Source organism: Kribbella sp. DT2 (assembly GCF_049844575.1).
Lineage (GTDB): Bacteria > Actinomycetota > Actinomycetes > Propionibacteriales > Kribbellaceae > Kribbella.
This window is the reverse complement of the sequence record NZ_JBNCLH010000016.1, coordinates 36847-63573: the sequence shown is the minus strand read 5'-3', so window position 1 is coordinate 63573 and position 26727 is coordinate 36847. Positions and strand designations below refer to the sequence as shown.

The 26727-nt window shown below is 69.6% G+C and carries 20 protein-coding genes; 9 read left to right on the top strand and 11 right to left on the bottom strand.

Features of this window, described 5'->3' with window-relative positions:
- Positions 1-16: 16 nt before the first annotated feature.
- Together ACLQ2O_RS40310 and ACLQ2O_RS40305 are read right to left on the bottom strand one after the other, a co-directional pair.
- Entirely contained in the window at positions 17-574 is a 558-nt protein-coding gene (locus tag ACLQ2O_RS40310) for a winged helix-turn-helix domain-containing protein (RefSeq protein ID WP_425842866.1), read from the bottom strand.
- Positions 575-915: 341 nt separating this feature from the next.
- Positions 916-2184 (bottom strand): glycoside hydrolase family 18 protein, encoded by a 1269-nt coding sequence (locus ACLQ2O_RS40305; protein WP_425842864.1) that lies wholly within the window; start codon positions 2182-2184, stop codon positions 916-918.
- A gap of 234 nt (positions 2185-2418) precedes the next feature.
- Between ACLQ2O_RS40305 and ACLQ2O_RS40300 the strand changes: the two genes are divergently transcribed.
- The 6 genes from ACLQ2O_RS40300 to glgB all read left to right on the top strand — a co-directional run bounded on the left by ACLQ2O_RS40300 (position 2419) and on the right by glgB (position 11592).
- Positions 2419-3387, top strand: coding sequence for an OmpA family protein (locus ACLQ2O_RS40300; RefSeq protein WP_425842862.1), 969 nt, complete (start codon positions 2419-2421; stop codon positions 3385-3387).
- A gap of 104 nt (positions 3388-3491) precedes the next feature.
- On the top strand, positions 3492-4043 hold the full coding sequence (locus ACLQ2O_RS40295; protein ID WP_425842860.1) for a hypothetical protein: 552 nt from the start codon (positions 3492-3494) through the stop codon (positions 4041-4043).
- Between the two features lie 305 nt (positions 4044-4348).
- Positions 4349-6073, top strand: a complete 1725-nt coding sequence (treS, locus tag ACLQ2O_RS40290) for a maltose alpha-D-glucosyltransferase (protein ID WP_425842858.1) — start codon at positions 4349-4351, stop codon at positions 6071-6073.
- Entirely contained in the window at positions 6070-7503 is a 1434-nt protein-coding gene (locus ACLQ2O_RS40285) for a maltokinase N-terminal cap-like domain-containing protein (RefSeq protein ID WP_425842856.1), read from the top strand. Before treS ends, ACLQ2O_RS40285 begins: the two co-directional genes overlap by 4 nt.
- 98 nt (positions 7504-7601) lie before the next feature.
- Complete coding sequence (locus tag ACLQ2O_RS40280; RefSeq protein WP_425842854.1) at positions 7602-9197, top strand: BTAD domain-containing putative transcriptional regulator; 1596 nt, start codon at positions 7602-7604, stop codon at positions 9195-9197.
- Positions 9198-9273: 76 nt separating this feature from the next.
- Positions 9274-11592 carry a 1,4-alpha-glucan branching protein GlgB gene (gene glgB, locus ACLQ2O_RS40275; RefSeq protein WP_425842852.1) on the top strand — a complete coding sequence of 773 codons (2319 nt, stop codon included), beginning with the start codon at positions 9274-9276 and terminating at the stop codon, positions 11590-11592.
- On the opposite strand, the gene ACLQ2O_RS40270 is transcribed toward glgB, so the two are convergent.
- From ACLQ2O_RS40270 to ACLQ2O_RS40245, 6 genes are all read right to left on the bottom strand, one after another.
- Positions 11589-12875 (bottom strand): hypothetical protein, encoded by a 1287-nt coding sequence (locus ACLQ2O_RS40270; protein WP_425842850.1) that lies wholly within the window; start codon positions 12873-12875, stop codon positions 11589-11591. The two genes, glgB and ACLQ2O_RS40270, sit on opposite strands and share 4 nt — an antisense overlap.
- An 8-nt stretch (positions 12876-12883) precedes the next feature.
- A complete protein-coding gene (locus tag ACLQ2O_RS40265; protein ID WP_425842848.1) occupies positions 12884-14170 on the bottom strand; it encodes a hypothetical protein in 1287 nt (428 codons plus the stop codon).
- Positions 14171-14294: 124 nt separating this feature from the next.
- Positions 14295-15587 carry a hypothetical protein gene (locus ACLQ2O_RS40260; RefSeq protein ID WP_425842846.1) on the bottom strand — a complete coding sequence of 431 codons (1293 nt, stop codon included), beginning with the start codon at positions 15585-15587 and terminating at the stop codon, positions 14295-14297.
- A 57-nt stretch (positions 15588-15644) separates the two neighbouring features.
- A complete protein-coding gene (locus ACLQ2O_RS40255) occupies positions 15645-16940 on the bottom strand; it encodes a hypothetical protein (RefSeq protein ID WP_425842844.1) in 1296 nt (431 codons plus the stop codon).
- Between the two features lie 12 nt (positions 16941-16952).
- Positions 16953-18257 carry a hypothetical protein gene (locus ACLQ2O_RS40250; protein ID WP_425842842.1) on the bottom strand — a complete coding sequence of 435 codons (1305 nt, stop codon included), beginning with the start codon at positions 18255-18257 and terminating at the stop codon, positions 16953-16955.
- Between the two features lie 11 nt (positions 18258-18268).
- Complete coding sequence (locus ACLQ2O_RS40245) at positions 18269-19558, bottom strand: hypothetical protein (protein ID WP_425842840.1); 1290 nt, start codon at positions 19556-19558, stop codon at positions 18269-18271.
- Positions 19559-19717: 159 nt separating this feature from the next.
- Between ACLQ2O_RS40245 and ACLQ2O_RS40240 the strand changes: the two genes are divergently transcribed.
- Positions 19718-20743, top strand: coding sequence for an NUDIX hydrolase (locus tag ACLQ2O_RS40240; protein ID WP_425842838.1), 1026 nt, complete (start codon positions 19718-19720; stop codon positions 20741-20743).
- Positions 20744-20812: 69 nt separating this feature from the next.
- On the opposite strand, the gene ACLQ2O_RS40235 is transcribed toward ACLQ2O_RS40240, so the two are convergent.
- Positions 20813-22084 (bottom strand): RNA polymerase sigma factor, encoded by a 1272-nt coding sequence (locus ACLQ2O_RS40235; protein WP_425842836.1) that lies wholly within the window; start codon positions 22082-22084, stop codon positions 20813-20815.
- Positions 22085-22228: 144 nt separating this feature from the next.
- Positions 22229-22597 (bottom strand): YciI family protein, encoded by a 369-nt coding sequence (locus ACLQ2O_RS40230; protein ID WP_425842834.1) that lies wholly within the window; start codon positions 22595-22597, stop codon positions 22229-22231.
- 169 nt (positions 22598-22766) lie between these two features.
- Between ACLQ2O_RS40230 and ACLQ2O_RS40225 the strand changes: the two genes are divergently transcribed.
- Positions 22767-24200 carry a flavin-containing monooxygenase gene (locus ACLQ2O_RS40225; protein ID WP_425842832.1) on the top strand — a complete coding sequence of 478 codons (1434 nt, stop codon included), beginning with the start codon at positions 22767-22769 and terminating at the stop codon, positions 24198-24200.
- Positions 24201-24218: 18 nt separating this feature from the next.
- On the opposite strand, the gene ACLQ2O_RS40220 is transcribed toward ACLQ2O_RS40225, so the two are convergent.
- Positions 24219-25370, bottom strand: coding sequence for a citrate/2-methylcitrate synthase (locus tag ACLQ2O_RS40220; protein WP_425842830.1), 1152 nt, complete (start codon positions 25368-25370; stop codon positions 24219-24221).
- Positions 25371-25444: 74 nt separating this feature from the next.
- Here ACLQ2O_RS40220 and ACLQ2O_RS40215 point away from each other — a divergent pair, with 74 nt between their 5' ends.
- Positions 25445-26650 carry a citrate/2-methylcitrate synthase gene (locus ACLQ2O_RS40215; protein ID WP_425842828.1) on the top strand — a complete coding sequence of 402 codons (1206 nt, stop codon included), beginning with the start codon at positions 25445-25447 and terminating at the stop codon, positions 26648-26650.
- Positions 26651-26727: the final 77 nt, after the last annotated feature.

Sequence of the window (26727 nt, the reverse complement as noted above, 5' to 3'; positions counted from 1 at the left end):
TCGGCGCTCCGCCCGGTCAGGCCGCAGGCAGCAAGTGGAAGCCGACGCCTCGGACTGCGTGGATGGTTACGGTCGCGCCCAGGTGGGCGAGTTTTTGGCGGAGGCGTTTGACCACTGAGTGGATGTGGGAGCCGTGGCCGAGGTGTTCGTTGCCCCAGACGGCGTGGTGGAGGTGCTGGTAGGTCCAGACCTGGCCTGGTTTTTGGACGAGGCAGTGGAGGAAGTCGTGTTCCAGGCGGGTAAGGGGGACCTCGCGGTCCTTCCAGCGGACTACTCGGCGGTCTTCGTCGAGGCGTAGGGCGGCTGGGAGGGCGACCACGTTGTCTGTTCTGGGCAAGGCTGCTTCGATCTGGGCAGGAGTCTCAACGGCGGGATCCGGTGGGAGGACGCCTGGAGCGAGGACCACGGGCTGGGTGCCGAGGGCTGTGGTGAGGTCCAGGAAGGTCCTTGCCTGTTCGGCGCTGGACACCAAGAGCAGGGCATCGGCACCGCTCAGCAGGCGTGCCAGCTGGACGCGTTCGGCACTGGTCGTGGCGACGCCGATGATCAACGACGAGTCCGGCACAGCCTCCATGGGGCCCCTCCGCTCAAACGTTTGCCGGGTCAGGCGCAGAGACAAGTACGCTCAACCGCGAAGGTGAAGTCAAGGGAAACCCTGCGCGAGCGCGTGGCACAAATGCGACCTGGCTGACACCAGCCACGGTGGACACCTCGCCGCGCCGGTGCGCCGGCCGTTGATCCGTCTCCCGTAGTAGTGGCCTCCGGACATGCCGGTACGCCGTACTGCGAACGCCCGCAGTACGGCGTACGCCCGGCTGCGCCGCCAGACGCGGAGCCGGGTGTCGGGGGTAGCCGAAGGCGTCCGGGCCCTCTGCCGGACGGGGCAGAGGACCGGACGCGGGGAGGGCTGCCGGATCAGCCGATGGTCTTGACGGCGGTGATCAGCTCGCCGTTGCTGGTGTCGCCGGACAGCTCCCAGAAGAAGGCGCCGCCGAGGGACTGCTGGTTCGCGTACGACATCTTGCTGCGGATCGTCGCGGGGGTGTCGTAGCCCCACCACTGGCCGTTGCAGAACGCGTACGCCGTACCGCCGACGGTGCCGGTGGACGGGCAGCGGGTGGAGATCAGCTTGTAGTCCTCGATGCCGGCCTCGTACTTGCCGGGAGCGGCGCCGGTCGCGCTACCGCCGGGTGCGGCCTGGGTGACGCCGGTCCAGCCACGGCCGTAGAAGCCGATCCCGAGCAGCAGCTTCGACGCCGGGACGCCCTTGGACTTGAGCTTCTGGATCGCCGCGTCGCTGTAGAACCCGGCGGTCGGGATGCCGTTGTACGACGTGAGCGGCGAGTGCGGTGCCGTCGGCCCCTGGGCGGCGAAGGCGCCGAAGTAGTCGTAGGTCATCGGCATGATCCAGTCGAGCTTCTGCGCCGCGGTCGCGTAGTCGGTGGCGTCGATCTTGCCGCCGTTGGTGCCGTCGGCGGTGATCGCGGCCGTCACCAGCGCGGACGAGCCGAACTTGGTGCGCAGCGCGCTGATCACGTTGTTGAACGCGTTCGGTCCGGAGGTGTCGCAGCTCAGGCCGCAGGCGTTCGGGTACTCCCAGTCGATGTCGATGCCGTCGAACACGTCGGCCCAGCGCGGGTCCTCGACCAGCGCGTGGCAGGACTCGGCGAACGCGGCCGGGTTCTTGGCGGCCTCGGTGAAGCCGCCGGACCAGGTCCAGCCGCCGAACGACCAGACCACCTTGATGTTCGGGAACTCCTTCTTCAGCTTGCGCAGCTGGTTGAAGTTGCCGCGCAGCGCACCGGTGTCCCAGGTGTCCGCGACGCCGTCGACCGACCCGGCGGCGTCGTAGGCCTTGTCGTACGCCGCGTAGGAGTCACCCATCGTGCAGCGGCCGCCGGTCGTGTTGCCGAAGGCGTAGACGATGTTGGTCAGCTTCGCGGCCGACCCGCTCGTCTTGATGTTCTTGACGTGGTAGTTGCGGTCGTAGACACCCCACTCGGTGAAGTAGCCGACGACGCGTTTGCCGGCGGCGGTCGCGTGGGTGCCGTCCTGCTGCTCGACCACCTGGGTCGGCAGTGAGCCGGCGTCCTCGGACGGGGTGGCCGCGACGGCGGCGGGGACCACTCCGGTGCCGAGCAGTGCGAGCGCGGCGACCAGGGTGGGCAGGGTTCGGATCCTCATGGTGTTCCTCCAGGGGGGCGGGAGAGGCACTGTCCGCACCCTACTCAGCACACCGGGTTAAGAAAAGAAGAAACCCAAATAAAAATGTTCACGCGATCACCGGACCCCTCGGTCACGAGGTCCTGGCCTGCCTCGGACGACGCCGGGATCAGACCGTGGTCCGGCGTGCATCCGAACCGCTTCACGGAGTAATCTCCTCGCGCACGGTCAATGACCGTATCGACGGAGGAACACGTGCCTGGATCACCGCGGCGACCCGCTCGGATCTGGCTGCTTGCCCTTCTGGTCGTTCCGCTGCTGCTCACCGCGGTCCTGGTCGCCTTCAAGGGCGACGGTCTGAGCAACGCGACCGCCGACGAAGCCGGTACGCCGGAAGCGCCCGCGACGAGACCGCCCAGCACCACTCCCCCGGCACCGAGTGAGTCGGCGAGCGTCGTACCGGCCGAGCCCGAGGCGGCTCCGTTCTCCGTCGCCTGGACCGAGACCGACGGGCTGCAGGTCACCGCCGTGCTGCGGAACCAGGCCGCGAAGGACAAGGTCGCCGGCGACATCCAGGCGTTGCTCGACGACGGCGAGACCTTCGGCGACAAGCTGACGGTCGACGAGTCGACCGGCCTGGTGAACCCGAACGCGCTCGTCGGCGTACTGCAAGCTCTGCGGTCGGCGACGGGTGACGTCGCCGTCCGGTACGACGGGGAGACGGTCACCCTGACCGGTGACGTCGCCGACCAGGCGACCAAGGCGACGGCGGCGCGGGCCGCGGCCAAGGCCGTACCGGGTGCCGTCGTCGCGAACCAGCTGCGCGTGCCGACCGCGACCAAGCCGCCGGTGAGCGAGGCCTGCCAGACGTTCGAGAACCGGCTGGCGCAGGTGACCGGTCAGCACAAGATCGTGTTCCTGTCCGGTACGGCGATCGTCAACGAACGGTCGCGCGGATCGGTCGCGCGGGTCGCCGCGCTGCTGAAGAGCTGTGCCACCGCCCGGGTCGAGGTCGGCGGTCACACCGACAACCTCGGCGACCCGGCGACGAGCCTGCCGCTGTCGCAGCAGCGCGCCGAGGCGGTGACGACCGAGCTGGTCCGGCTGGGAGTGCCGGCCGGGCGGATCATCAGCCGCGGGTACGGCGAGTCCGAGCCGGTCGCGTCCAACCACACCTCCGCCGGGCGGATCGCGAACCGCCGGGTGGAGATCCGAGTCCTGTAGGGGTCGTCGATGAGTTCGCTGTACGCGCAGCTGTGGGTACTGCTGCTGGCCGCCTTCGTCCTGGGCAGCGCCGCCGCCTACGTCATCCACCGGAGCACCCAGCGATGAGCACCCTGGCCCGCAACAACTGGCCGTGGGAGCTCTTGGCGTTCGCGCTGGGAGCGGTGATCACGTGGCTCCTGCTCAACCGCCGGGAGCCGGTGGCTGCCGAAGTACCTGAAGAAGCAGCGGTCGAAGAAGAGAAGGTGCTGGTCACCGCCGGGGCGCCGCTCGCGCGAAGCGAAGAGCAACAGGTGGAGCCGGAGGTTCGCCCGGCTCCGGCGAAGCCGACCCCCGCGGAGGAGCAACCCGCCTTCTCCCAGCGGATGGACCTGGTCGACTCCTCGCAGCCGACGCTGTTCGACGGGTCCGGGCGGGCCGTCGTACCGGGGAAGTACGGACCGGGTTCGGCCGACGCCGTGGAGCACCAGAGCCCGCCCGACGGGTTCACGATCAAGGGCAACGCCCAGTCGATGCTCTTCCACACGCCGGACTCGCCGTACTACGGCCGCACCAAGCCCGAGGTCTGGTTCCGCACCGAGGCCGACGCCGAACGCGCCGGCTTCACCAAGTACGTCCGCAAGCCCCGCCGGTCGCCACGGACTGACCAGAACTAACGCGCGAACGGCGCGGAAGCAACGCGGTCGAGGTAACGAATCGGCCTTGGAATAGGGTGATGTGGCCCCTATTTGCTTGTACTGGCAAAGCGGCGTCACACTGACTTCAACGCCGGTCCGGACCGAGTCCCACGGCGTCAATCCACTGCACCCCCGGACACCCCGGACCCTGGTTCCTTTTGAGATGCCCGCGCGACGGGTACTGGAATCGGAGCCCGCCCCGGTGTCCACCCGCGCGTCGCCGGAATCGTCCGGTGGTGGCAGCCGCAAGTACCGCTAGGTTTGGACCGAGGGGAATACACCCGATGGAGGTGAGCGTGACCGACATGCTGCCGGAGCAGCACCACGGACTGACGAAGAGTGACCCGCTGTGGTTCAAGCGGGCCGTCTTCTACGAGGTCCTCGTGCGGTCATTCAAGGACTCGAACGCCGACGGAATCGGCGATCTGCAAGGCCTGACCGAGAAACTCGACTATCTCGAGTGGCTCGGCGTGGACTGTCTGTGGTTACCGCCGTTCTACCCCTCACCTCTGCGTGACGGCGGGTACGACATCTCCGACTACACCAACGTGATGCCCGAGGTCGGCACGATCGCCGACTTCGCCGCGTTCATGGACGCCTGCCACACCCGTGGCATGCGCGTCATCGTCGACTTCGTGATGAACCACACCTCGGACCAGCACCCCTGGTTCCAGGCGTCGCGCACCGATCCCGACGGCCCGTACGGCGACTTCTACGTCTGGTCCGACAACGACGAGGCCTACTCGGACGCGCGGATCATCTTCGTCGACTCCGAGACCTCGAACTGGACCTGGGACCCGGTCCGCCAGCAGTACTTCTGGCACCGGTTCTACTCCAGCCAGCCCGACCTCAACTTCGAGAACCCGGCGGTCGGGGACGCGATGATCGAGGCGCTGAAGTTCTGGCTCGACCTCGGCATCGACGGCTTCCGGCTCGACGCGGTGCCGTACCTGTTCGAGGAGGAGGGCACCAACTGCGAGAACCTGCCCAGGACGCACGAGTTCCTGAAGCGGGTCCGCAAGGAGGTGGACGCGAACTACACCGACCGCATCCTGCTCTGCGAGGCCAACCAGTGGCCGGCCGACGTGGTCGACTACTTCGGCGACCGCGACTCCGGCGGCGACGAGTGCCAGATGGCCTTCCACTTCCCGGTGATGCCGCGGATCTTCATGGGCGTACGACGCGAGTCGCGCTTCCCGATCTCGGAGATCCTGGCCCAGACCCCGCAGATCCCCGACACCTGTCAGTGGGGCATCTTCCTGCGCAACCACGACGAGCTCACGCTCGAGATGGTCAGTGACGAGGAGCGCGACTACATGTGGGGCGAGTACGCCCAGGACCCGCGGATGAAGGCCAACATCGGGATCCGCCGCCGGCTCGCGCCGTTGCTGGACAACGACGTGAACCGGATGGAGCTGTTCACCGCGATGCTGCTGTCGCTGCCCGGCTCCCCGATCCTGTACTACGGCGACGAGATCGGCATGGGCGACAACATCTGGCTCGGTGACCGCGACGGCGTCCGGACCCCGATGCAGTGGTCCCCGGACCGCAACGCCTCGTTCTCGACCGCGACGCCGGGCAAGCTCAGCCTGCCGGTGATCATGGACCCGGTGTACGGGTACCAGGCGGTCAACGTCGAGGCCGAGATGGAGAACGCCTCGTCGCTGCTGCACTGGACGCGGCGGATGATCCAGACCCGTAAGCAGCACCCGTGTTTCGGCATGGGTACCTTCACGGACCTGGGCGGTTCGAACCCGAGCGTGCTCTCGTACATCCGGGAGTTCGGCGACGACGTCGTCCTGTGCGTGAACAACCTGTCGCGGTTCCCCCAGCCGATCGAGCTGGACCTGCGGCAGTGGCAGGGCGTCGAGCCGGTGGAGCTGCTCGGCGGTGTGCACTTCCCGACCATCGGTGAGCTGCCGTACCTGCTGACGCTGGGCGCGCACGGCTTCTACTGGTTCCGGTTGCCGGTGAACAGGTCGGCCGATCGTGAGGAGAGCATTTCGTGACTTCCCATCTGGACCAGGTCCAGTCCTTCTGCACCCACCAGCGATGGTTCGGTGAGAAAGGACATGACGTCGACGTCGAAGCGCTGGCCACCTCAGCGTGGCTGTCGGACGAGGGCGTCTGGCCCGCGGTCCGGATCGGGTTCGTCTACTGCTCGGGCCCGCCCGGGGCGGCGACCGCCATCCGGGTGTACCAGTTGCCGCTCAGCTACCGCACCGCGCCGGTCGACAACCTCGGCCACGCGTTGATCGGCGACTGGTCCGAGCCCGACCTGGGTGACACCAGGGTCTGGGTGTACGACGCCCTGCACGACAAGGAAGCCACGCCGTACTGGCTGGACGCACTGACCCACGGGCGGCAGTTAACAGGCTTGGAGTTCCACCCGGTGCACTCGCCGGAGCGCACGCTCGTCGTACCGGACGACGCGCAGTCGCTGGTGCTGACGGTCGAGCAGAGCAACACGTCGCTGGTCTTCGGCGACACCGCCTTGCTGAAGGTGTTCCGCCGGCTCGAGCCCGGGAGCAACCCCGGGGTCGAGATCGAGTCGGCGCTCACCGAGGCGGGTTCCGAGCTGGTGCCCGAGGTGCTCGGGTCGGCGCGTGGCTCCTGGCCGCGCGCCGGCGGCGGCACGGACTCGGGCGACCTGGCGATGATGACGGCGTTCGAGAAGAACTCGACCGACGGCTGGTCGTACGCCACGACGTCCGTGCGGGACCTGTACGCCGAGGCCGACCTGCACGCCGAAGAGGTCGGTGGCGACTTCGCCGGGGAGTCGCACCGGCTCGGTGCGGCGACGGCCGAGGTGCACTCGGAGCTGGCCAAAGCGCTCGGGTCGGACGTCTGGGCGCCGGACCTGATGATTCAGCACGCGGCCGCGATGCAGCGCCGGCTGGACAAGGCGTCCGCCGCGATCCCGGAGCTGCAGCCGTACGCCGAGGGCCTGAGCCGGGCCTTCACCGCGCTCGCGGAGTACGGCGAGGCCGTGCCGGTGCAGCGGATCCACGGTGACTTCCACCTGGGTCAGGTGCTGCGCACGATCGACGGCTGGAAGCTGATCGACTTCGAGGGCGAGCCGGCCAAGTCACTGATCGAGCGGCGGGCGCTGGACACTCCGATCAAGGACATCGCCGGGATGCTGCGCTCGTTCGACTACGCGGCGCGGTCGCTGCTGGCCGATCACCAGGGCGATCAGCAGATCGCTTACCGGGCGGCCGAGTGGGCGAACCGGAACCGTCGCGCCTTCTGCGACGGGTACGCCGAGGTCGCGGGCACGGACCCGCGCGACCAGGGTGTGCTGCTCAGCGCGTTCCTGGCCGACAAGGTGATCTACGAGACCATGTACGAGGCACGCAACCGCCCGAGCTGGCTCCCGATCCCGCTCGCCGCGGCCGCTCAGCTGAGCACGACGGAGTCCCACGACGACGAGGACTGACCGGTTGCGGCAGGTCGCGATTGTGGGCGCCCGCAGGGGTGTCCACAAGCGACGGTTTGCCCGGCCTGGAGAGCTGGCGCGCTGACATACTGCTGGCTATGCCGTCCGAGCCGCAGCTGGAGGTCCTCGTCCTGGGACCTCTCGCCGTGCGGCTCGACGGGCGAGCGATCGCGGTCGACCGGCCCCTGGAGCGCGCGCTGCTGGTGCGGCTCGCGCTCGCGAACGGTCTGCCGGTTCCCGATCAACGGCTCGCTGTCGATCTGTGGGGCGACGTCGATCTGGCCCGTCCGACCGAACGCCTGCGGGTGCTCGCCTCCCGGTTGCGCACGGCGCTCGGCACTCCCGACGTACTGACGCGAGCCTCCAACGGCTACGCGTTGTCCGCGCAGATGACGGACCTCGTCGACGCACGATCGCTGGCGAAGAGCCTGTACGCCGCCGCGCGCGCAGGCGATCACGCGACGGTGAGCGCGCTCGGACGGGAAGCGCTCGGGCTGTGGCGAGGCGCTTCGCTCGCGGATCTGCGTGCGGTTCCGTACGCCGCGACCGAGGCCGAGCAGCTGGACACCTGGCGGCTGGATCTGCAGCTGGAGCGACTCGATGCCGAGCTCGCCCTCGGCGGCGCGACCGAGGCCGGGCGCGAGCTGGAGGCACTGGCCGCCGAACATCCGCTGCACGAACGGCTGTGGTGCTCGCTCGCGCTAGCGCTCTACCGGACCGGCCGGCAGGCGGATGCACTCAACCGGCTGGCACAGCTGCGGGCACGGTTGGCGGACGAGCTGGGCGTGGACCCGGCGCCGGAGACGGCCGAGATGGAGCTCCGCCTGCTGCGCCAGGACCCGAGCCTCCAGGTCCACGCGGCCCCTCCCGAGCCCTTCGACCTTCCGTTGCCTATGACAACGTTCGTGGGCCGCCAGGCCGAGCTGTCCGACCTCGTACGACGGTTGCGCACCCCCGGCCTGATCACGCTCACCGGTGCGCCCGGGAGCGGGAAGTCCCGGCTGGCCTTCGAAGCGACCCGGGCGATGGCCGCCGCGGGACACCCGGTGCAGCTGATCCCGCTCCGGGCAATCGAGGCCACCGAGCTGGAATCGGCACAACGCCGTGAGACCGGGCTCCTGGTGCTCGACGACGCCGAGCACCAGCTGGAGCCGGTCGCGAAGACGGTCGCCCACCTGCTCGAACGCACCAACCTGACCGTGCTGGTCACCTCTCGCGAACCTCTCCAGCTGCCCGACGAAGAGCTGCGGATGCTGGAACCACTCGACGAGCACTCCGCCGCTCAGCTGTTCACCGAGCGCTGCGCCGCGGACGCGCAGGCAGCTGTCGCCTCGGAGGTCGCGGCGATCTGCACCGCGACCGAGCACCTGCCGCTCGGCATCGAACTGGCTGCGGGTCTCACCCGCACGCTGTCTGTCGCACGCGTGGCCGAAGAGCTGAGCAGCGGCCTGTCCGCCGTACTCGACTGGACGTACCAGTTGCTCGGCGCGGCGGAGCGCAAGGTCCTGCACGAGGTCGTCGTCTTCGCCGGCGGATTCACCCTGGAGGATGCCGAGCGCATCGCCGCGGACCCACGGGACGTCGCTCCGGCGCTGACCGAGCTGGCGGACCGCAACCTGCTGCTGGTCGAGGACCACGACGGCCGGCGCTTCCGGGTGCCCGGCGCCGTGCGCGACTACACGCTGCAGCGGTAGGCGTTTCTTGTGTACGTCCCTGCCGGACGGGTACGGGATGCGGGAATCGAAGAGTCCATCGGGCAGGATTGGGTGCATGGGATCGAACGAGCGCGACGAGCACGACTCCGAGGTGCGGACGCCGCTGTCGGAGGCGATGACGGAACCGGTCAGGAAGCCTGCTGAGCAGGTGGTTCCGACCGCGACCGGGCAGGTCGTGACCGGTACCGCGACGGCCGGTGTGCAGCGGGTCGACGTCGATCGGTCGGTGCTCGAGCGGCTGGTCGCCGGGACTCACCACGATCCGCACCAGGTCCTCGGCCCGCACCTGGGCGACGGATCGGTGACGTTGCGCGTCCTGCGGCCGTTCGCGGCGACGGTGACCGCCCTGTACGACGACGAGCGGATCGAGCTGGAGCACGAGTTCGAGGGCATCTGGGTCGGCGTGCTCGACGTCGAGAAGGTGCCCGACTACCGGCTCGAGGTGACCTACACCGACGGCCCCGCGCTCGAGGTCGACGACCCCTACCGGTACCTGCCGTCGCTCGGCGAGATGGACCTGCACCTGATCGGTGAGGGCCGCCACGAGCAGCTCTGGTCCGTGCTCGGTGCGCACGTCCGCCGGTACGACGGCCCGGGCGGCACCGTGACCGGCACGTCGTTCGCGGTCTGGGCGCCGAACGCGCAGGGCATCCGGCTGACCGCCGACTTCAACTTCTGGGACGGCCGCGCGCACCCGATGCGCACGATGGGGTCGAGCGGCGTCTGGGAGCTGTTCGTCCCGGGCGTCGGTCCGGGCACCCGGTACAAGTTCGACATCTGCGGCCGCGACGGTGTCTGGCGGCAGAAGGCCGACCCGATGGCGAACCTGGCCGAGGTCCCGCCGGCCAACGCCTCCGTCGTGCACGAGACGACGTACGCGTGGCAGGACGCGGACTGGCTCGAGCGCCGCGCGGCCGCCGAGGCGTACGCCGAGCCGATGAGCGTGTACGAGGTGCACATCGGGTCGTGGCGCAAGGGAAAGAGCTACCGCGAGCTGGCCGACGAACTCGTTGCCTACGTCAACGAGATGGGCTTCACCCACGTCGAGTTCATGCCGGTGATGGAGCACCCGTTCGGCGGCTCCTGGGGGTACCAGGTCACGTCGTACTTCGCGCCGACCTCGCGCTTCGGCGACCCCGACGACTTCCGTTTCCTGGTCGACAAGCTGCACCAGGCCGGCATCGGCGTGCTGGTCGACTGGGTGCCCGCGCACTTCCCGAAGGACGCCTGGGCGCTGGCCAAGTTCGACGGCACCGCCCTGTACGAGCACCCGGACCCGCGCCGCGGCGAGCAGCCCGACTGGGGCACGCTGGTGTTCGACTTCGGCCGGCCGCAGGTGCGCAACTTCCTGGTCGCGAACGCGCTCTACTGGGCCGAGGAGTTCCACATCGACGGCCTGCGGGTCGACGCGGTCGCCTCGATGCTCTACCTGGACTACTCGCGCCAGGAAGGCCAGTGGGTGCCGAACCAGTACGGCGGCCGCGAGAACCTCGAGGCCGTGTCGTTCCTGCAGGAGATGAACGCGACGCTCTACAAGCGGGTGCCCGGCGTGATCACGGTCGCCGAGGAGTCGACGTCCTGGCCGGGCGTCACCCGGGCGACGCATCTGGGCGGGCTCGGCTTCGGCTTCAAGTGGAACATGGGCTGGATGAACGACTCGCTGCGCTACCTGGAGCACGAGCCGGTGCACCGCCAGTACCACCACCATGAGCTGACGTTCTCGATGATGTACGCCTACTCCGAGAACTTCGTGCTCCCGCTGTCGCACGACGAGGTCGTGCACGGCAAGGGCTCGCTGCTGCGCAAGATGCCCGGCGACCGCTGGCAGCAGCTGGCGAACCTGCGCGCCTACCTGGGGATGATGTGGGCGCACCCGGGCAAGCAGTTGCTGTTCATGGGCGGCGAGTTCGGCCAGGAGTCGGAGTGGTCGGAGAAGGGTGAGCTCGACTGGTGGCTGCTCGAGCACGCCGACCACCAGGGCCTGCGGCAGCTGGTCAAGGACCTCAACGTGTCGTACAAGGAGCTGCGGGCGCTGTGGGCCAACGACCACGTGCCCGAGCGGTTCAGCTGGATCGACGCGAACGACGCCGGCAACAACACGTTCTCGTTCGTCCGCTTCGGCGGCGAGGGTGAGCCGACGGTCGCCGCTGTGGTGAACTTCTCGGCGGTCCCCCACCACGGCTACCGCCTCGGCCTACCGTTCGAGGGCCACTGGCACGAGATCCTCAACACCGACGCGGCGGCGTACGGCGGTTCCGGCGTCGGCAACTTCGGCGGCGTCGACGCCAACGGCACCAGCTGGCACGGCATGGCCAGCAGCGCCGAGATCTCGGTACCGCCGCTGGCCGCCGTCTGGTTCCGGTACGACGGCTAGGAAACCGTCAGCGAGAACACTCCTGAGTACGCCGCTTCGACCGGCAGGCCGGTCGAGGTGGTGCTCGCGGGGATCCACCAGCGGAACTGGAAGGTCCCGCGGACGTTCCACGGGAACGCGACCAGGCCGCGGCCGGCGTACAGGGTCTTGTAGGTGAGGCCCTGCCACGCGCCCGACGCGTTCTTGAACTGGAGCGCGGCCTTCTGGGTGCCCGCGGGGTCGACCCAGAGGTAGGCCTGCGGCTGGGTGCCGACGGTGATGGTCGGGTCGATGAACTTGGCCGAGACGACCCGGGTGGTGGCACGGACCGTGCCGGCCGGGCTGGTGGCGGGCCGCATCGTCGAGGTGCCGCCGACCGTCACCCGGTACTCGCGGGTGCCCGGCGTCCGCAGCGCGAACTTGTAGTTGCCTGCGGCATCGGTCTTGCCGGGGCCGACGACGTACCAGGGACCGGTGGCGGAGTCCCGCGCCTGCAGGGTGATCGCCGTGTTGGCGCGGACACCGTCGGCGTCGTTGTCGAAGCAGATCGGCAGGGCGCCGTTGGGCGGCGCCGGGTTCTCGTAGATCCCGTGGGCGGCGACCTTGCCCGTCAGCGTGGTCGTCCCGCCGTACGGCGACGTGCTCGCGGCGTTCAGCGTGACGCTGCTGCTCCCGACCAGCCGCCAGTCGAGCTCCGAGGGACCCCACTCGTTGTAGGCCATGGTCCTGATCTCCATCGACCCCTGCTTGCTCACCACGCCGTTCGGCGCGACGGTGGGTGTCGTGTAGTCGATCCGGCACCGGTCGTAGGTCCACGGCTTCTCCCCCGTCATCAGCCGCAACCCGTACGTCGTCGGCTGGTCGGAGTCGAGCGGGTCGTTCGGCGTGCTGTCGGCGACCGTGTCCGGCGGCACCGACCAGGCCAGGTCCCCGTTCGGGAGGTGGCTGATCTGCGGTACGGCGCGGTCGCGGGTGTAGCGGTCGAAGGCTGCCGAGCGGGCGACGTCGCCGGTCGGTTCGGACACCACGATCCGCGCGGCGCTGGTGCCGGCGGTCGAGGGGTCCAGCGCGGCCGGTTCGACGACGAGCTCGTTCGGCTGGGCCGCCGTCCGGGTGCCCAGCGGCAGGTCGGCGGCGCCCGCCCGTTCGAGCGCGACGGTGTTGGGCGCGGCCGTGGTCTCGGTCCAGATGATCCGGATCTTGCCGTCGGTGGTCCAGGCGAGCTGGACGTCGGCGGCGAGCACGGACGGCGAACCGGTCAGCGCGGTGGAGAGCAGAGTCGTCGCGAGCAAGGAAGTCATCATCAGCGGATCTACCGAATCGTGAGAGGGAAGACGGGACTGTACGTCGGGTCGACCGTGAGACCGGTCGTGCTGCCGGAGACCCACCAGCGGAACTGGAACGTGCCGCGCACGTTCCAGTTGAAGGCGACCAGCCCGCGCCCGGAGGACAGGGTCTTGGAGGTCACGCCCTGCCAGGCGCCCGACGCGTTCTTGAACTGCAGCGCGGCGGTCTGGCTGCCGGCCGGATCGACCCACAGGTAGGCCTGGGGCTGGGTGCCGACCGTGATGACCGGCTGGATGAACTTGGCGGAGACGACGCGGGTGGTGGTGCGCACCGCCCGGATCGGTGAGGTGGCCCCGATGTAGACGTAGTTCGAGGAGTGGATCTCGGGACGGCTCAACCGGTACTCACGGGCGCCTCGGTTGACCAGGTTGGCCTCGACGGCTCCGTCGCCACCTTGCTGCGGAAGCGTTCCGACCAGGTACCACGGCCCGCCGGCGGAGTCGCGCGCCTCCAGGCGGGTGCCGCTCAGGGACTCGTTGTAGATCCCGCAGGAACCGGTCGACGGCGAGAAGATGATCCGCTTCTCCATCGACCGGCCGGTCAGCACCAGCGGAGCGCCGTACGCCGTGCTGCTGGGCGCGGTGAGTGACATCGTGGCGGTGGTCACCGGCAGGCTCTGGCCGGCGCGGCCGCCGGGTCCCCACTCGTTCGCCGAGCTGATCACCAGTGCGGCGGCCTGGTCGATCACGGGCACCGGGCCGGTCGTCGTACTGGTGGTCGGTCCATCGATCACGCCGCAGCCGCCGAGCACCCGCGGTTCCTGGTCGACGAGCAGCCGCGGCGTGTACCGGGCGAGCAGGTCGACGTCGAGCGGATCGTCCGGCGTGGTGTCGTCCGGGACGGAGAACTCGGTGCGCCAGGTCCAGCGCCCGTCGGCCGCGAAGTTCAGCGCCGGCTGGATGTCCGGCAGGAAGCGGTCGAAGGCCGGCGAGCTCGCCTCGGTGCCACCGGTCGCGGTGACGACGACGCGGCCTTCGTCGTACTGGCCGGACGATCCGAGGTGGGACGCGTTGAGCAGTACTTGGTTCGGCTGGGCCGCCGTCGTGGCGCCGAGGTCGAGCGGCTCACCGGAGCTCTCGAACCGCAGCGTGTTGGCGACCGGCGCCGATTCGTTCCAGGTGACGCGGATCTTGGTGCGGGTGGAGTCGGCCCACGCGATCGTCACGCCGTCGACGGTCGCGGCGGCGGAGGCGGGTAAAGGGTTGGTAACCAAGGCCAGGCCGAGGGCGGTGGCCAGGAGTCCTTGCAGCATGCGAGCTCCCCAGTAGTCGTCTACGTGGCTCGATGCACGGCCGCACGGAAAAGTTGTTGCTCCGCCCAAAAGAAGTTGCAGGCGGGGCCGGGGGATTGAGGGCACCGCCTGCAACGAATGTGGGTCAGCGGACGGTCAGCGTGAAGACTCCGCTGTAGGTGGCGTCGGCGGTTGCCGTAGCGGGGACCCACCAACGGAACTGCGTGGCGCCGCGCTTGTTCCACGGGAAGGCGAGCAGGCCACGGCCGGCGTACAGGGTCTTGTAGCTCAGCCCCTGCCAGGCACCCGACGCGTTCTTGAACTGCAGCGCCGCTTTCTGCGTGCCGGCCGGGTCGACCCACAGGTAGGCCTGCGGCTGGGTGCCGAGGGCAACCACCGGGTTGATGAACTTGGCCGACACGACGCGGGTGGTCGCGCGGACGGACTTGCTGCCGCCGGTCAGACCGTACGACGCGCCTTCGGTGTGCACCGTGTTCAGCCGGATCACGCGGTACTCGCGGTGGCCCGGGTTCTTCACGACCGCCGTGTACTTGCCGTTGGCATCGGTCTTGGTGGAACCGACCGTGGTCCAGGCCGCGGTCGGTGACGTGCGCTGCTGGATCACCACCGACTCGTTCGCCACCGGTTCGGTGGTCTCCTCGCAGACCGGCGGCCTGCCCTGCTCGAACAGGAACGATCCGGTCATCACACCGGTCAGCGTGGTCGTCTCGCCGTACCTGGTCGCGGCTGGGCCGGCGATCGTGAGGCTCTTGGTCGTGCCGACCGGGACGTAGATGTACCGCGCGGCGCCCCACTCGTTGTCGACGTCGAGGAACAGGTCGTACGCCTTGCCCGGGTTCGGCGCCGTGCCGGTCGGGACGGTGGTCGCCGGGAGGCTGGTGTCCTCGCACTCGTAGGTGCCGACCGGGTCGATGTCGACCCGCTGCTGCGGCGCGTAGGTGTAGTTCTTCGGCAGGTCGAGCGGGTCGTCCGGCGTACCGTCGACGGAGGTGTCGGCCGGCATCGTCCACTGCAGCTTGCCGTCGGCGGTGAACGAGGCCTTCGCCGGTCCCCCGCCGTAGTTGAAACGGTCGAACAGCTCCGACTTCGTCGCGACGCCGGAGCTGTCCGCGACCTCGATCCAGCTCTTGTCGGCCGGATCGCTGGTGTTGGACAGGCTCGCCGAGTCGACCAGGTACTCGTTCGGCTGCGCGGCCGTCGTCGTCCCGAACTCGGTGGCACCGGACAGCGTCAGCTTGTTCGCGGACGGCGCCGACTCGGTCCAGGTGATCTTGATCGTGGTGTGCTCGGCGTCGGCCCAGTCGAGCTGGACGTTGCTCACGCTCGCGGCCCGCACCGGCGTGGCCGCGGCGGTCTGCACGCCCAGCCCGGTCACCAGCGCTGCCGCCCCAGCGAGCGCGATAGATCTCTTCAGCATGCTCATCCCCTTGTCTCTACCCGTCATGATGCACGCGTCGCGCGGAAAGTTGCGGACTCATCGCACGGTCAGCGTGAAGACTCCGCTGTACGACGCATCGGCCACCGGCGTCGCCGGGACGTACCAGCGGAACTGGGTGACGCCGCGCTTGTTCCACGGGAACGCGATCAGCCCGCGACCGGCGTACAGGGTCTTGTAGGTGACGCCCTGCCAGGCACCCGATGCGTTCTTGAACTGCAGCGCCGCCTTCTGCGTCCCGGCCGGATCGACCCACAGGTAGGCCTGCGGCTGCGTGCCGAGGTTCACCACCGGATTGATGAACTTGGCCGACACGATCCGCGTCGTCGCCCGGACCGGCTCGACGTACCGGGTGTAGCCATACGTCGCGCTGGTCCCGTACTCCACCTTGCTCGGGCGGACCACCTGGTACTGCCGATGGCCGGGGTTCCTGAAGACCGCGGTGTAGTTGCCGAGCCCGTCGGTCTTCGTGGTGCCGACGACCGTCCACGGCGCGTTCCCCGCGGTCCGCTGCATCACGGTCACGGGTTCGTCGGCAGCCGGCAGGAACAGCTCCTCGCAGTACGGCGTGCTCACTTCCTCGTTCAGCACCGTCTCGTTGACGGTGCCCCGCAGCGTCGTCGTCCCGCCGTACGGCGTACTGGCCGGTGAGGCGACGGACATGCTCTTGGTGTACGCGACCCATCCGTAGTCGACGCGGCCGCCCCACTCGTTCTCGGTGAAGACGGGCAGCGCGTAGGCCTGACCACGGTTCGGCAGGTCTCCGGTCGGGGTCGTGGACACGTAGTCCGTGTTGCTGCACTCGTCGCTGCTGGCCGGGTTGCTGTCCACCCGCTGGCGAGCGGTGTAGGTGAACTTCTTCGGCAGGTCCAGCGGGTCACCCGGAGTGCCGTCGACGGAGTCGTCCGGCGGCAGCGTCCACCGGATCTTGTCCCCGACGAACGACAGCTGCAGGTCCCCGTCGTACAGGAACTGGTCGAAGTCGACCGACCGCGCCTGGGTCCCGCCCCCCGCGACGACGATCCAGCTGTGCGAGGCCGGGTCGGTCGTCTTGCTCAGCTGCTTCGCCGTCACCAGGTACTCGTTCGGCTGCGCCGCGGTGGTCGTCCCGAACTCCCCGACCGGGAAGCCGTCGCCCTCGTCGGCGTCGGAGTCCGCCGAGAGCGTGTTGGCCACCGGGGTGGTCTCGGTCCAGGTGATCCGGATCTTGGTGTGGGTCGCGTCGGACCAGGCGACGGTGACCGGGCCGATCGCGGCCGGCGCAGCGGGTGCAGCGGGTGCGGGCAGGGCCTGCGCGGTCAGCAGCAGGCTGAGGGCCAGAGTTCGTTTCAGCATGGGTGATCCCCTTCAGCGGACGGTGAGGGAGAAGGTCGCGCTGTACGCCGCGTCGACGCCCGGCGAGGCGGGAACGAGCCAGCGGAACTGGGTGACGCCGCGCTTGTTCCACGGGAACGTGAGGATGCCCCGGCCGGAGGACAAGGTCTTGTAGCCGACGCCCTGCCAGGCACCTGAAGCATTCTTGAACTGCAGGGCCGCCTGCTGGCTGCCGGCCGGGTCGACCCAGAGGTAGGCCTGCGGCTGCGTGCCCAGGTTCACGGTCGGCTGGATGAACTTCGCCGAGACGACCCGCGTCGTCGAGCGGATCGCCACGGTCTGGCTGTCGGCGCCGAAGCGCGGATAGCTGCCCTCGACGAGCCCGCTGGCGACGACGACGCGGTACTCGCGGTAGCCGGGGTTCCGGAACGTCGCGGTGTAGTTGCCGTCGTCCCCGGTCTTCGTGGTGCCGACCACCGTCCACGGTGCCGCGGCGGAGGTGCGCTGGTGGACGATGAGGGACGTCTGGCCGGAGGCGTAGCGGTTCTCGTCGCACTGCGGCGGGCTTCCGCTGACGATCATCCCGGTCTGGTCCACGTGCCCGGTCAGCGTGGTGGTGCCGCCGTACGCCGTGGCGACAGGAGCGGTGACCTGGACGACGGGCGTCGTGCCGACGTCCGTCCCGCCGCCGTACGACGAACGGCCCCACTCGTTCTTCGGCGTCACCTTCAGCGTGAACGCGTGCCCGGCCTTCGGCAGCACGCCGGTGAGGGCCGTGCTGACGGTCGTGGTCTCGGTGCACGACCAGGTCCCCCACGTGTCGGGCTCCGGGTCGAACCCCTGCGTGACCAGGTAGCTGGTCCCGTCCGGAACGTCGAGCGGGTCGTTCGGCGTGGCGTCGACTCCGGGGTCGGCCGGCAGCGTCCAACGGAGCTGGTCGTACGCCGGGAACGACAGGACGAGGCTGGGGTAGCCGGGACCGTAGACGTAGCTGTCGAAGGCGACCGAGCGCGCCGAGGTGCCGTCCGCACCGCTGACGACGACCTGCTGCGTCTTCTCGTCCACCGCCGACCGCGGGAAGGACGTGGCGTTCGCGATGAGCTCGTTCGCGCCGGTCGCCGGGGTGGAGCCGAGCACGCCGGTGAAGAACCCCTGCTCCACCTTCACCGTGTTGGCCACCGGGCTCGTCTCGGTCCAGGTGATCCGGATCTTGGTGTGGGCCGCGTCGTACCAGGCGATCGTCACCGGACCGATCCCGGTCCCGGCGGCATCGGCCGGGACCGGGATCGCGAGCGGTGCGGCCAGCAGCAGAGTGAGTGCGAGAGTTCGTTTCAGCATGACTGGTCCCCTTAGCGGACGGTGAGGGTGAAGGTGCCGCTGGATGTCCCTGCGATCGACCCGGTGGCCGGCACCACCCAGCGGAACTGGGTCGTGCCGCGCTTGTTCCACGGGAAGGTGAGCAGGCCGCGGCCGGCGTACAAGGTCTTGTAGGTGACGCCCTGCCAGGCACCCGACGCGTTCTTGAACTGCAGCGCGGCCTTCTGGCTGCCCGGCGGATCGACCCACAGGTAGGCCTGCGGCTGGGTGCCGAGATTGACGGTCGGCTGGATGAACTTCGCCGAGACGACCCGGGTGGTGGAGCGGACGGAGTGCGTGAAGCTGTCGGCGCCGAAGCGCGGGGTGCCGAGGGAGTCGATGGTGTCGACCGCGACCACGCGGTACTCGCGCGGGCCCGGGTTGCGGAAGGTCGCGACGTAGTTGCCGTCGTCGCCGGTCCTGGTCGTGCCGACGACCGTCCAGGGTGCCGTGGGCGAAGTGCGCTGGTGCACGACGAGGTCCGTCCGGACCAGGGGCCAGCGGTGCGAGTCGCAGGTCTGCGGCATCCACTCGATGAACATCCCGTGCTCGTCCACGTGCCCGGTCAGCGTGGTCGTTCCGCCGTACGGCGTCGCGGTCGGACCGGTCACCTGGAGATCGGGGATGACGTTGACGGACCGCGAGGCGTAGTCGAACTGCCACGTCCCCCACTCGTTCTTCGGCCTGACCCGCAGCTCGAACGGGGCGTCGGGCCTCGGGATCACGCCGGTGGGGGCCGTGCTCTCGGCGGGTGTGGTCTCGGTGCAGTCCGAGCTGCTCCACACCTCGGGTCGCGGGTCGATCGCCCGGCTGACCACGTACCTGTACGAGTCCGGCAGATCGAGCGGATCGTTCGGCGTGGTGTCGACAGTGGTGTCGGGCCGCAGCGTCCACCGCAGCTGGTCGTACGCCAGGAACGACATCGTCATCCCTCGTCCGGGATCGACGTAGCTGTCGAACGCGACCGAGACCGCTTCGGTGCCGTCCGTCCCGGTGACCGTGACGTGCAGGCTCTGGCCGGCCGAGCTCTTGGGGAAGTCCACGGCGTTCAGGACCAGCTGGTCGGGCTGCGCGGCGGTCGTCTTCCCCAGCTCGCCGGTCTCGACAGCCACGGTGTTGGCCACCGGCGCGGTCTCGGTCCAGGTGATCCGGACCTTCGTGTGCGTGGCGTCGGACCACGCGATGGTCACCGCTCCGATCCCGGTCCCGGCGGCGTGCGCCGGGACCGGAACGGCGGCCGGTGCGGTCAGCAGCAGCGCGAGTGCGAGTGTTCGTTTCAGCATGTGCCCCCCAGGCGGTCTTACGTGGAACGATGCAGGACTCGCCCGAAAGGTTCAGCGAACGGTCAGCGTGAAGATGCCGCTGTAGGTCTCGTCCCACGGTCGGCGAGCCTCCTCGATGCAGCGGAGGCCGATCAAGTTGCGTCGGGTACCGTTCCGGACGTGACTGGTGTGCCGCCGCAACCGACGCTGACCGACGGGGACCTGACGCTGCGCCCCTGGCGCGACGACGACATCGACGTCGTGCACGGACTGGCCGACGACCAGATGGTCCGCTGGTTCGGCCTGGCCGGTACGCCGCCGCGGTCCGACCTGGCCGACGCGGTCGAGCGGTCCCACCGCGCGTACGCCGACGACCGGTCGGCGGTGAACTTCGTGGTCGAGCTGGCCGGCGAGACCGGCCCGGTCGGCACGGTCGAGGTCCGGCGGATCTCACCGGGTGTCGGGGCGGTCACCTGGACGACGTACAAGCCGTACCGCGGCCGGCAGATCGCGCGGCGCGCGGTCCGGGTGCTGGTGGTGTACGCGTTCGGCGAGCTTGGGCTCGACCGGCTGCAGGTCCACGTCGACCCGGAGAACCGGGCCGCTGCGCGGGTCGCGATCCGGTCCGGTTTCCGGCGCGAAGGGCTGCTGCGCGGCGGCGCCGTACTGCAGGGTGAGCGGCGTGACGTCGCGGTCTACGGCCTGCGCCGCGACGACCCGCGGGCCGACACGCTGTCCGGCTGGACCGCGCTGATGGACTCGGTGCTGCCGAAGAAGCGGGTGATCGCGCACGTCGTCGTCCGGGACCCGGCCGGGCGCGTGCTGCTGTGCAAGGTGAGCTACAAGAAGGACCTCGAGCTGCCCGGCGGTGTGGTCGAGCCCGACGAGGACCCACTGACCGGCGCCCGGCGCGAGATGGAGGAAGAGCTCGGCACGGTGCTGCCCGTCAACGGCGTGCTCGCGATCGACTGGCTGCCGCGCTGGGAGGGCTGGGGCGACGCCATCGAGATCCTGTACGACGGCGGCGTGCACGAGGCGTCGCTGATCTCCACGCTGCAGCCGGACGGGTTCGAGATCCTCGGAGTGGACTGGTACGCCGCCGAGGACCTCGCCGGACTGGTCTCGCCGCTCAACGCGCGCCGGCTGCCGGTGCTGCTGGCGAATCCTTCGGTGCTGCACAACCTGCGCGACGGTTCACCGTACTGACCTAGGGTGTGTCTCCTGGTTCCCGCCGTGCCGAGTGCCGCGCAGTAGGCGGGAATCAGGAGACACACCCTAGTGGGCGAGCTCGGACTTCCGGCGGCGGAGGAAGCGCTGCTCGGCGCCGTTCGCGGTCAGCTCGATCGCTGCGTCGTACGCCTCGGCCGCCTCGTCCGGCCGTCCCAACCGAGCCAGTACGTCGGCGCGCGCGGCCGGCAGGTACGCGTAGGCTTTCAGCGCCGGCTCCTTGCCTAAGGCATCCAACTCGCCGAGCACCTCGACCAGGTCCGCGCCCGGGACCAGGCTCTGCGCGGCCGCCCGGTTGAGCGCGACGATCGGCGAGGGCCAGCCGACGAGCATCGCGTCGTACAGGCGAACGACCTGGACCCAGTCGGTCTTCTCCCAGCTCGGCGCCGTCACGTGGAGGCCGGCCACCGCCGCCTGCAAGGCGAACCGCCCGGGCGCCCGAGGCTCCGGCGACGTCTGCCCGCCGGCCGCCGTCGCTCCCCGCTCTCCCTGCCGCAGCGCCGCGGTCGCGCGGCTGACGCCTTCGGCGAGCATCTTGATGTCCCACCGCGACCGGTCCTGGTCCGCGAGCAGCACCAGCTCGCCGTCCTCGCTCACCCGCGCGTCACCCCGGGCCTGCGTCATCAGCAGCAAGGCCAGCAACGACTGCGGCTCGGGCTCGTCAGGCATCAGCCGCACCAGCAGCTGCGCCAACTCGATCGCGCGCCCGGTCAGGTCCGCGCGCGTCAGCTCCGGTCCGGCGGCGACGTGCCCGGCGGTGTAGACCAGCTGCACCACCGTCAGTACGACGTCCAGCCGGCTCGCGAGCTCGTCGTCGGCGGGGATCCGGTACGGGATGCCGGCGGCCGCGATCTTCTTCTTCGCCCGGGTGATCCGCGCGGCCGCCGTCGCCTCGCTGATCAGCAGGCCGGCCGCGACCTCCCGCGTCGTCAGCCCGCAGATCAGCCGCAACGTCAACGCCACCTGGGAGTCGCGGGCCAGCGCCGGGTGGCAGCAGGTGAACACGAGCCTGAGCGGATCGGTCGGCTCCTCGGTCTCGCCCGGCTCCTCGACGAGCAGCGGCAACTTGCGCCGCAGGGTCGTCTCGCGCCGGAGCTTGTCGAGCGCCAGCCGTTTGGCGACGGTCGTCAGCCAGCCGGCGGGGTTGTCGGGGATCTGCTCGGGCCAGGTCCGCAGGGCTCGTACGAAGGCTTCCTGCGCGCAGTCCTCGGCGAGGTCGAGGTCGCGGGTGACGCGGACGGTCGAGGCCAGCACGACCGACCAGGACTCGCGGTGCGCCGCCTCCACCCGCTCGGCCACCACCCTGGCAGTGACGTCCACCGTTCCCCCTCCCTCCTCCGAAGCACCGCCAGAGCGTCCGAAGAAACTCGCTGCGTCCGAAGAAGCCGAGGCTATAGCGCTCGCCTCTTCGGACGCTACGACGCGGTACTCGCTTCTTCGGACGCTCCGCGTCCGCCCCAGCGACTACGCCGGCGCCTCGGAGCCTTCCGAGGTGTCCATCACCGGACGGACCTCGATGGTGCCCGACGGGACGAGCTTGGCCAGCGCGAGTGCCTGGTCCAGGTCCTTGGCCTCGACGAGGTAGAAGCCGCCGAGCGCCTCCTTGGTCTCGATGAACGGGCCGTCGGTGACCAGCGGCTCGCCGTCGCCCTTCTTGATCGTGCTCGCGGTGGACGACGGCAGCAACGCCTCCCCGCCGACGACGCGCGCCCCGGCGGCCTCCACGGCGGCCATGAACTCGGTGTGCAGCTTCATCTGCTGCTGCCACTCCTCCGGCGTCACCTGGTCGTACCACTCCTCGCTGTCGAAGAGCATGAACATGTACTGCGCCATCACGGGCTCCCTCGTCTCGGGCTTCTACTGACATCTTGCTGACGATCGCGTCCGAGCGGAATCGACAGACCCCGACGGCAACTTTGCGTGTGGGTCACGTGACGTCGCGGGGGACTATTGTTGACGAGGTACTCAACAAGGCGGCCCCGGCCGCGGCAGGGAGGCACGCGTGGAACACCTGGACGTCCTGATCGTCGGAGCCGGCCTGTCCGGCATCGGTGCGGCGTACCGTCTGCAGACGCAGAGCCCCGGTCGCTCGTACGCCGTACTGGAGGGGCGCGAGGACCTCGGCGGGACCTGGGACCTGTTCCGCTACCCGGGGATCCGGTCGGACTCGGACATGTTCACGCTCGGCTTCCCGTTCCATCCGTGGACGGCGGCCAAGGCGATCGCGGACGGGCCGTCGATCCTGCGGTACCTGCACGAGACCGCGTCGGCGTACGGGATCACCTCGAAGATCCGCTTCGGGCGCCGGGTGGTGTCGGCGTCGTGGTCGACCGCCGATGCGCGGTGGACGGTGGAGACGCCGGAGGAGTCGTACACGTGCAACTTCCTGTACGTGTGCAGCGGGTACTACGACTACGACAGCGGGTACGTCGTGGACTTCCCGGGCCTGTCGTCGTACGAGGGGCGGGTGGTGCACCCGCAGCACTGGCCCGACGATCTCGACTACACGGGCAAGCGGGTCGTCGTGATCGGCAGCGGCGCGACGGCCGTCACGCTGGTGCCCGCGATGGCCGGGCGCGCCGAGCACGTGACGATGCTGCAGCGCTCGCCGTCGTACATCGCCTCCCGTCCTGCTGTCGATGCCGTCTCGGACCGGCTCCGCGCTGTGTTGCCCGAGCGGCTTGCACATCGAGTGATCCGCGGGAAGAACGTTGCCTTCAGCTCCCTCGCGTACGGCGCCTTCCGCCGCTTCCCTGCTCACGCCGCGGCCTTCCTCAACAAGGCGGCGGCCCGCCAGCTGCCTTCGTCGATCCCCGCCGAACCGCATTTCGTCCCCCGCTACAAGCCGTGGGACCAGCGGCTGTGCCTGGTCCCGGACTCCGACTTGTTCCGCGCCTTCCGGGCGGGGACGGCGTCGATTGCCACCGACGAGATCGACACGTTCACCCCCGACGGCATCCGCCTGCGCTCCGGCGAACACCTGCCCGCCGACGTCGTCGTCACCGCCACCGGACTGAAGATGGTTGCTCTTGGCAAGGTCTCTCTGACGGTCGACGGGCGTGCCGTGCCGGTCGGGGAGACCTTCGTCTACCGCGGGATGATGCTGAGCGGCGTCCCGAATCTCGCCTGGTGCATCGGCTACACCAACAACTCCTGGACGCTGCGCTCCGACCTGACCTCGCAGTACGTCTGCCGGCTGCTGAACCACCTGACGCGCACTGGTACGAGGATCTGTCTCCCGGAGATCGCCGCCGAGGAGTACGAGAAGCCGGCCCGTCCGGTCGTCGACCTCACCTCCGGCTATATCCAGCGAGCCGCCGCCCTACTCCCTCGCCAGGGCACTACCGGCCCCTGGCGCCTCCGGCAGAACTACCCACGGGATTTGGTCGCCCTACGCTTCGGCAAGCTGACGAATCCGGATCTGCATTTCAGCTAGCTCGGTTCTGTACTGCCGTCAGCCGATCGGGGCCGGTGGCGGCGGGCCGACGTAGCGGGCCGACGGGCGGATGACCTTCCCGTCGTCGGCCTGCTCGAGGATGTTCGCGGTCCACCCGATCACCCGGCTGGTGGCGAACGTCGGCGTGAACATCGACCGCGGCAACCCGCACAGCTCCATCACCACGCCGGCGTAGAACTCGACGTTGGCGTACAGGTTCCGCCCCGGCTTGAGCTCCGCCAGTACGTCGACCACCGTCCGCTCGACGGTGACGGCGAAGTCCACCAGGTCCCCGCCGATGTCCTGCGCGATCTCCCGGAGCATCAGCGAGCGCGGGTCGTCGGTGCGGTAGACCGCGTGCCCGAACCCCATGATCCGATCCCCGGTCGCGACCTTCGCCCGCACCCACGCGTCCGCACGGTCCGGCGTACCGATCTCGTCGAGACTCGCCAGCGCTCGATCAGGTGCGCCGCCGTGCAGCGGGCCCGAGAACGCACCGAGCGCTCCGGCGACGGCCGATACCACGTCCGCCCCGGTCGACGCGATCACGCGGGCGGTGAAGGTCGACGCGTTGAAGCCGTGGTCGACTGTCGCGATCAGGTAGCTCTCGATCGCGGCGACCTGCTGCGGCGTCGGCTCTGTCCCGCTGACGAGGTAGAGCCAGTTCGCCGCCGCGCTCAGGTCGTCGCGCGGTTCGAGCGGCTGTTCGCCCTGCCGCAGCCGATGCAGGGCCGCGAGGATCGTCGGCGTCACCGCGCACACCAGCATCGCGTCGGCCTTCCGTCGTACCGGGTCGGCGTCCCACAACGGCGGCAGGTCGCGCGCCGCAGCCAGAACCGACAGCGCCGTCCGCAGTCCCGCCAGCGGCTTCTCCCGTACGCCGGCCGCCGCGACAGCGGGCAGGATCCCCCGGACCTCGTCCGGCAGCACGCGCAACGGCGCGACCTCCGCCAGGAACTTCGCCCGCTCCTCCGCGCTCGGCAGTCGCCCCTCGAACATCAGGAACCAGACATCCTCGACCGTCTTCGTCCTCGCGAGCTCGACCGCCGAGTACTGCCGGTAGTGATAGAAGCCTTCGTCACCTCGTACGTCGCCCAGCTCGGTCTCCGTCACGACCACGTTCCGCAGCCCGGGCGGCACCTCGAAGAGTTGATCTACATTGATTGACATGGATTCAAGTTGATCTCAGAATCCACTATTGTCAATGTTGATCAAGTCAACCTCACCGCAGCTGGGAGCGTGGCGTGCCCGATCCGAGTGACGAGCATTACCTCACCACCGCCGAGGTCGCCGCGCGCCTGAAGGTGAAACCCGAGACCGTCTACGCCTACGTCAGCCGCGGCCTGCTCACCAGCACCCGCGCCCGCGGCCGCCGCGGCAGCCTGTTCGTCGCCGCCGACGTCGACCGCCTGGCCGGCCGCACCGTCGACCACCCCGGCGCCATCGAACGCATCGAGTCCCAGCTCACCCTGATCACCGACAAGGACGACCTGCTCTACCGAGGCCACCGAGTCCGCGACCTGGTCACCACCCACCCCGTCGAATCAGTAGCCACCCTCCTGTGGACAGGCACCCTCCCAAGCCCCCGGACGGCCGCCTCCTTCTTCCCCGCCGCGCCCCAGGACGTCACCCTCGCCCGCCAAGCGATAGCCGCAGCTCCCCCGGGCGCCCGCCTCACCGACCAACTCCGAATCGCCGTAGCCGTACTAGGCGCCGGCGACCCCCTCCGCTACGACCTCTCCCCCGAAGCTGTCACCCGAACCGCCCGCCGCCTCCTAGGAGCCCTGGTGGCGGCCCTCCCCGGCCCCGACCCTGCCACGGCCCAAACCTTCGGCACCCGCCTCCGCCCCAAGCTCGCTACTCCCACCCAGCCGGGACGGCCTCGCGGCCCTGGTACCGATGGTGACCTGCTGGATGCGGCTGTCATCCTGCTCGCCGATCACGGGCTTGCCGTCTCGACGATCGCGGCGCGGGTCGCGGCCAGTGCTCGGGCGAATCTGTACGCCGTCGTCTCGGCGGGGCTCGGCGCGCTCGACGGGCATCTGCACGGGACCGCTCCGACTCTCGCCTACGACTTCCTCGGGCGGGCGCTCGCCGATCCGACCAAAGCGCTGTCCGAGCAGCTTCGGTCGGGTGAGCCGGTTCCTGGGTTCGGGCACAAGATCTACCGCGAGCGCGACCCGCGTGCGGAGGTGCTGCTCGGGATGCTGGGCGACCATCCCGTCGTCGGAACTGTCGAGGAACTGACGGCTCGGGTACCGAGCTTCCCCAACTCGGACCTCGCGCTGGCCGCCGTACTGCACGCGCAAGGTCTGCCCGGTGAGGCCGGCGAGGCGCTGTTCGCGATCGCCCGGACGATCGGGTGGACCGCGCACGCACTGGAGGAGTACGCGGCCCCACCGCTGCGCTTCCGCACCCTGGGCGTCTACACCGGCCCTGAGACCACCTGACGCGCGACCTCAGCCCTTCGGCTGCTTCCGCAAAGCCGATCCGAAACCACCTCTTCACGTGGGGAGGTGGCTGTCAC